General features: G+C 74.7%; 8 protein-coding genes. 3 read left to right on the top strand and 5 right to left on the bottom strand.

The annotated features are described in order from the left end of the window. Positions 1-637, top strand: a 637-nt coding sequence (locus tag AA75_RS10825) for a C40 family peptidase (RefSeq protein WP_149038063.1), incomplete at its 5' end; no start/stop codon positions are given. 134 nt (positions 638-771) lie between these two features. Next, complete coding sequence (locus AA75_RS10830; RefSeq protein ID WP_051812108.1) at positions 772-2052, top strand: GNAT family N-acetyltransferase; 1281 nt, start codon at positions 772-774, stop codon at positions 2050-2052. A 39-nt stretch (positions 2053-2091) separates the two neighbouring features. On the opposite strand, the gene AA75_RS10835 is transcribed toward AA75_RS10830, so the two are convergent. The 4 genes from AA75_RS10835 to AA75_RS10850 form a co-directional block, all read right to left on the bottom strand. Beyond that, entirely contained in the window at positions 2092-2718 is a 627-nt protein-coding gene (locus AA75_RS10835; protein ID WP_033819679.1) for a hypothetical protein, read from the bottom strand. Beyond that, a complete protein-coding gene (locus tag AA75_RS10840; protein WP_233288982.1) occupies positions 2715-3410 on the bottom strand; it encodes a TetR/AcrR family transcriptional regulator in 696 nt (231 codons plus the stop codon). Before AA75_RS10840 ends, AA75_RS10835 begins: the two co-directional genes overlap by 4 nt. 194 nt (positions 3411-3604) lie before the next feature. After that, the gene (locus tag AA75_RS10845) at positions 3605-4087 is read right to left on the bottom strand and encodes a thiol-disulfide oxidoreductase DCC family protein (protein WP_051812109.1); all 483 of its coding nucleotides are present in this window, start codon (positions 4085-4087) and stop codon (positions 3605-3607) included. A gap of 13 nt (positions 4088-4100) precedes the next feature. Further along, a complete protein-coding gene (locus tag AA75_RS10850; protein WP_033819680.1) occupies positions 4101-4529 on the bottom strand; it encodes a hypothetical protein in 429 nt (142 codons plus the stop codon). A 97-nt stretch (positions 4530-4626) separates the two neighbouring features. Here AA75_RS10850 and AA75_RS10855 point away from each other — a divergent pair, with 97 nt between their 5' ends. Next, positions 4627-5289, top strand: a complete 663-nt coding sequence (locus tag AA75_RS10855; protein ID WP_051812110.1) for a GNAT family N-acetyltransferase — start codon at positions 4627-4629, stop codon at positions 5287-5289. On the opposite strand, the gene AA75_RS10860 is transcribed toward AA75_RS10855, so the two are convergent. Continuing rightward, a complete protein-coding gene (locus AA75_RS10860; RefSeq protein ID WP_033819681.1) occupies positions 5270-5749 on the bottom strand; it encodes a macro domain-containing protein in 480 nt (159 codons plus the stop codon). The two genes, AA75_RS10855 and AA75_RS10860, sit on opposite strands and share 20 nt — an antisense overlap. Between the last annotated feature and the right edge of the window lie 232 nt (positions 5750-5981).

A 5981-nucleotide genomic window follows, 5' to 3' on the forward strand; every position in this document is an offset into this window, starting at 1 on the left:
CAGGGAGCAGGCCGAGGCCAGGCTGGCGGCCCAACAGGCCCAGGTCGCCGAGATCACCGCCCGCCGCGAGGAACTCCTCGCGGAGCTGGCGGCCGCCCGCAGCACCACCCTGGAACTGGAGCGCCGCCGCCAGGACGCGCTGGACGAGATCGCCGCCCGCGAGGCCGAGGAGCAGGCGCGGGCGGCCGCGGTCGCCGCCGCAGCGGCTTCGGCACCGGCGGCCCCCGCCGCCGGGCCCGCCGGTGGGTCCGTCAGCGGAGGTCCCTGGTCCGCGGTGGGCGCGCAGGCGGCCGTGGCCTTCGCCAAGTCGAAGATCGGACTTCCGTACATCTGGGGCGGGGAGGGCCAGACCGGCTACGACTGCTCCGGGCTCACCATGATGGCCTGGCGTCAGGCCGGCAAGCGGCTCACCCACTTCGCGGCTGACCAGTACGCCGAGTCCACCCCGGTCTCGTACGGCCAACTCCGCCCGGGGGACCTGGTGTTCTGGACCAGGACCGGCCGTCCGGCGGACATCTACCACGTCGGCATCTACCTCGGCGAGGACCAGATGATCGAGGCCCCCCGCCCCGGCACCGCCATCAAACAGGCCAGCCTCTGGATCATGGGGCGCCCGGACTTCTACGCCCGCCCGTAGCTGAAGCCACCCGTCGGTGAAGGCGCCTGTGGGTGAAGGCGCCTGTGGGTGAAGGCGCCCGTCGGCGAAGGTGCCCGGGGCGGCCGGGCGGAAAATCGGATGCCGGGCCCGGACCTGCGCCGTACGGTGGCCGGATGGGGAACGTAGCGCCGGGCCGGCTCGGCCACGAGATCGAGATCCGCGCGGTCACCGAGGACGAACTCCCGGACTGGGACCGCGCCATCGCCCGCGGCTTCCTGCGTCCGCACACCGGCTCCGGCCTCCACTGGCGGCAGTTGCTGTTCGAGCCGGGCCGCTGCCTCGGTGCCTTCGACGCCTCGGACCAGGGCCGCTGCGTCGCCACCTTCCGCAGCTTCGACACCGAGCTGACCGTGCCCGGCGGCGCCACCCTGCCGGTCGACGCGATCACCGCCGTCACGGTCACCGCCACCCACCGCCGCCGCGGCCTGCTCACCGGCATGATCAACCGTGACCTGGCCGCCGCCCGCGAGCGCGGCAGCGCGGCAGCGATCCTGATCGCCGCCGAGTACAACATCTACGGCCGCTACGGCTTCGGCCCGGCCACCACCACCCACGGCCTGCAGATCGACCTGGCCCGCTCCGGCGGCCTGCGGCCCGACCTGCCGCTGCCGTCCGGCGGCCGGATCGACTTCGTCCCGATGGCGGACGTCCGCAAGCTGGGCGCCGAACTCCACGAGCGCTGGCGCCGGACCCAGCCCGGCGCCATCAGCCGCTCCGAGGCCTGGTGGCGGCTGGAGACCGGCGACATCACGCTCCCCGGCTACGACTGGAAGGAGCCGTTCACCGCGCTCCACCGCGACGCCGAGGGCGAGGTCACCGGCCTGATCACCTACACCGTCGACGACAAGTGGGACGGCATGGTGCCCACCTGCACCCTCACCGTCCTCGACCACCTCGCGCTGGATCAGCCGACCGCCAACGCGCTCTGGCAGCTCGTCTTCTCCGTCGACTGGGTCCGCACCATCGCCATCGACAGCCTCGGCGTGGACGACCCGCTGCGGCTGCTGCTCAAGGACCCGCGCGGGGTGCGTCCCAACCCGGACACCGGCGACTTCACCTGGCTGCGGCTGCTCGACCTGGAGGCCGCCTTCGGGGCCCGCAGCTACGCCGCCGCCGGTCGGCTGGTGCTGGAGGTCGACGACCCGGCGGGCCACGCCGGCGGCCGGTGGGCGCTGGAGACGTCCGCCGACGGCACCGGGCGCTGCGTTCCGACGGGGGAGGAACCCGATCTCGCACTGACCGTGGGCCGGCTCGGCGAGCTCTACCTCGGCGCGTCCGGCGCGACCACGCTCGCCGCCGCCGCCCTGCTCACCGAGCTCACCCCCGGCGCGGCCGCCACCGCGGACCTGCTGCTGCGCACCCCGCGCCGGGCCTGGAACCCGGACGGTTTCTGACCCGCGGAGCCGGCGGCGTGGGGTCCGCCCGGCGCGCCGTCAGATCAGGACGAACGCGCCGGCGGTCGCCGCCCCGAGTGCCGCGCCGGCCACGGTCTGCGCGGCCGAGTGGTATCCGAGCGCGACCCGGGACCAGCAGACCGCGCCGACCGCCGGGTACACGGCGAGCCACCAGGGGGAGCCGACGGCGGCGAGCATCGCGACCACGGCGGAGGCGACCGCCGAGTCCACGCTGATCTTCCAGGCGGTGTTGACGGCCAGCAGGCCGACGGTCATGCCCCAGAGCGCGAGCATCGCGACCAGGATGCCCTGCGGGGCGTGCCCCAGCAGCATCACCGCCGAGCCGGTCCCGATCGATCCGAGGATCACCAGGAAGATCGGTGTGCGCTTGGTGCGGTCGACGACGTGGCGGTCGCCCCAGGTGCCCCGCCGCCGTTCCCACTCGATGTAGGAGGCGGGGACGATCCCGGCGCACAGCGCGCCGAGCAACCCCCACGGGGCACCCCGCCAGCTCCCGGCCGCGGCGATCCCGAGGCCGGTCATCCCGGCGAGCAGGACGTTGCGGGGCTGGAGCAGGTCGGTGACGGTCCGTGCGACGTGGGTCCGTGCGGTCCCGGTACGGGCGGTCCCGGTCGGTGCGGTCCCGGTGCGGGCCGTGGTGGTCACGGCCGGACGGTGCGGCCGACGGTCGGCAGCACGAAGTCCTGGATCAGCCCCTTGGCGTCGCGGACCAGCGGGCGGAAGATCCGGTACCGGGAGAGGTTGACCACCTTGGCCACCAGCGGGGTGCAGCGCTTGACGAAGGCCCGGGTCCGCTCGGTGTCCGGGGTACGGTCGAAGACCCAGTAGAGCACCACGATCATCAGGTGCAGCCAGAGCAGATCGGGCATCAGCTCGACCAGTTCGGCGTCCAGCTTGGGTGCCAGCTCGGAGCCGCTGAGGGTCTCCCGGAACAGCTCGACCGCGGTCGCCCGGGCCGGGTGCGACTCGTTCGAGAACGGGCTGAGCGGGCTGTCCGGGTCGGCTGCGGTCCGGAAGAACTGGGCGGCGAACTCGTGGTACGGCGCCGCACAGTCCACCCAGGAGGTCAGCGCGATCTCCAGCCGCTCCGCGAAGTCCTTGGTGTGGGCCATCCGCTGCCGGGCGTCGGCGGCGTGCTCGTACGTCATCCGGTCGTAGAAGCCCTGGATCAGGTACTCCTTGGACGCGAAGTAGTAGTAGGCGTTGCCGACCGAGACCCCGGCCTCCTTGGCGATGGCGCGCATCGTGGTCTTGTCGTAGCCGCGCTCCTGGAACAGCCGCATGGCCGTCTCCAGGATCAGGGCCCTGGTCTGCTCGCTCTTGTCGGTCTTGGGCAGCGCCCGGCCGCCGCGGACCTCGCCGGCCGGGGCGGGTACGGGTCCCGTTCCGGCCGGCGCGTGCGCCGCGGCCCGGTCGCCGCCCCCGGTCTCCCCGGTCGCTCCGGTCGCTCCGGTCACCTCGGTCTCCCCGGTGGAGCCGGGTCGCCTGCTGTCGCCCTGCGTCGATGCCACGTCGTCCACGGTCCCTGAGCCTAGCCGGGTACGACGCAGGTCCCCGAGTCGCAAGCAGATCCCGCCCCGCCGGGCCGGGCCGTACCGGATGACCCCTGTACATCCGGTACGGCCCGGCCGGCCCCCGTGGCCGAGCGGTACCTGGCGGCGGCGAAGGCCGCCGCCCTGGCGAGCGGCAGGCCCGCCGGGGTGGCGAGCCGCCCGGCGAGCGCCCGGTGGCCGGAGAGCGCCCAGAGGCAGGCGACGAAGGCGGGTGCCCCGCGCCAGACCTCGCCGGTGTCGGCGACGACGGTGATCTCGCCGAGCGAGGCGTCGTGGTCGAGCCCGGGGTACCGGGCCCGGGCCGCCGGCCCGGCCACCGCGAGGAACTCCAGCGGCACCAGCTGGTGCTGACCGCGCAGCCAGGCGGTGAGCTGCCGGCAGAGCCCGCAGTCCGGGTCGTGCAGCACGGTCAGCCGGCGCACCGGCGGCGGGCCGCCGGGGTGCGCGGTCGACGGTCCCACGGCCGGACCCCGCTCAGGCCTGGCCGGGCCAGGGCCCGGCCATCGGGGCGCCGGGCACCACGCCCTGCGGGGCGAGCGGCGGCCGCTGCTGCCGGTCCAGGCTGCCCCGGCGGCGGATCCGGTTGAGCACGTAGACGTTGCCGAGGTGCATCACCCCGAGCAGCAGGAGGACGGTGCCGAGCTTGTAGGAGAGGGCGTCGAAGACGCCCTGGAGGTCGCCGACCGTGTCGCCGTTGCGCATCCAGAGCGCGACGAAGCCGAGGTTGATCAGGTAGAAGCCGACCACCAGCAGCTGGTTGACGGCGTCGGCCAGGCGGTCGTCGCCGGCGAACACGTCGGCCAGGAAGACCCGGCCGTTGCGGCTCAGCGTCCGGGCCACCCAGACCGTGACGCCGGTGGCGACCGGGAGGTAGGCGGCGTAGCTGACAACTGTGCAGTCCATCGGACCACTCCGTTTCGAACGTGTTCAAAACCTTGTGGGCATGACTCTAGGGGCTCTTTTGAACATGTTCAAGTGCGGGGTGTGCGAGGCTGGCGGCATGGAACCGGAGATCGTCATCCCGGAGATCGTCATCAGGGCGGGCGGCGAGGCCGACGCGGCCGCGGTCGCCGACCTCTACAGCGCCAGCCGGCAGGCCGCCTACCGCGGCATCGTGCCGCCCGGGGCGCTCGACGACGCGGGGCCGGCCTGGCAGCGCGAGCTGTGGCAGCTACGGCTAGGCGCGTACTACGGCGAGCCGGCCGAGACCCCGGTCCTGCTGCTGGCCGAGCCGGCGCCGCACCCCCGCGGCGGCCGGCCGGAGCCACATCCGGACGGCGGCCGGCCGGAGCCTCGGCCGGACGGCGGGCTGCTCGGCTTCGCGTACCTGGTGCCGGAGGCGGACGGCCGCGCACTGCTGGACAACCTGCACGTCCGCCCAGGACACACCGGCGCCGGCATCGGGCGTCGCCTGCTCCGGGCGGCGCTGGCCGCCGCGGACGGCCCGGTCCGGCTGCACGTCCTGCGGGCCAACCGCCGGGCGGTCGCGTTCTACCGGCGCGAGGGCGGGGTGCGCACGGCGGAGGGAGTGGCGGAGTTCCCGGGCGGGTTCCTGCTGCCCCAGGACGAGTACGGCTGGCCGGCGGCCGCGACCGGTCGTGGGGACGGCAGTGGCGCTGGGGGCGACACCGGCCGTCGGGACGTCACTGGTCGTAGACGGTGACCCGGACCCCGCGGGCGGTCAGCCGGGCGCGGACCATCGGCTCGACCAGGTCCCAGCGGCCGCCCGCCAGCCCGCAGCCGATCCGCGGCATGTGCACGGACGCGCCCAGCAGCAGCGCCTCGGTGCCCAGCCGGGCCAGTGCGGTGTCGAGGGCCGGGTAGCGGACCGGGGTGCCCGTGGAGCGACCGGTCCTGATGCCGCACTGGCCCACCATGTTGGCCACCCACAGGGTGGGGCCGACCCGCACCAGTTGCAGCGAGCCGAGACCGAAGTCGTTGCGCGCCCGCTCCTGGTGCCAGCGCCGGTACGCCGCCTCCGGCTCGGGCCAGCGCCGGGACAGTGAGAGCACGAAGCCCTTGCCCCAGCGGCCCAGGTCGTTGCAGACGTGCGCGATCACCTTGACGCCCTTGGCCTGCGGGGCGGTGGCGTCACCACGCAGGTACTCGATCGCCGCCTCCATGGACCGGAGCCTAAGGGGAGGCACTGACACGGCGCCGACGCGCGGCTGACCGCCCGCTCGACCCTCCGCCGCGTCACGCCGTCGCGGGCGCGGGTGCGGGCGGTCCGGCAGGACGCGCCGGGTCGGCCGGTTCGGACGGATGGGCCGGTTCGGACGGCTGGGCCGGCCGGCGCAGGTGGCGGCCGCCGGCGACCGCGGTCAGCAGGGCCAGCAGCGCGGCCGCGGCGGGCAC

This window comes from Kitasatospora sp. MBT63 (genome assembly GCF_000710465.2).
In the GTDB taxonomy this organism is placed as follows: domain Bacteria; phylum Actinomycetota; class Actinomycetes; order Streptomycetales; family Streptomycetaceae; genus Kitasatospora.

Excerpts from the sequence above, each read along its gene's own strand:
- AA75_RS10830 (WP_051812108.1), top strand. The coding sequence starts at position 772 with ATGGGGAACGTAGCGCCGGGCCGGCTCGGCCACGAGATCGAGATCCGC.
- AA75_RS10850 (WP_033819680.1), bottom strand. The coding sequence starts at position 4,529 with ATGGACTGCACAGTTGTCAGCTACGCCGCCTACCTCCCGGTCGCCACC.
- AA75_RS10855 (WP_051812110.1), top strand. The coding sequence starts at position 4,627 with ATGGAACCGGAGATCGTCATCCCGGAGATCGTCATCAGGGCGGGCGGC.
- AA75_RS10860 (WP_033819681.1), bottom strand. The coding sequence starts at position 5,749 with ATGGAGGCGGCGATCGAGTACCTGCGTGGTGACGCCACCGCCCCGCAG.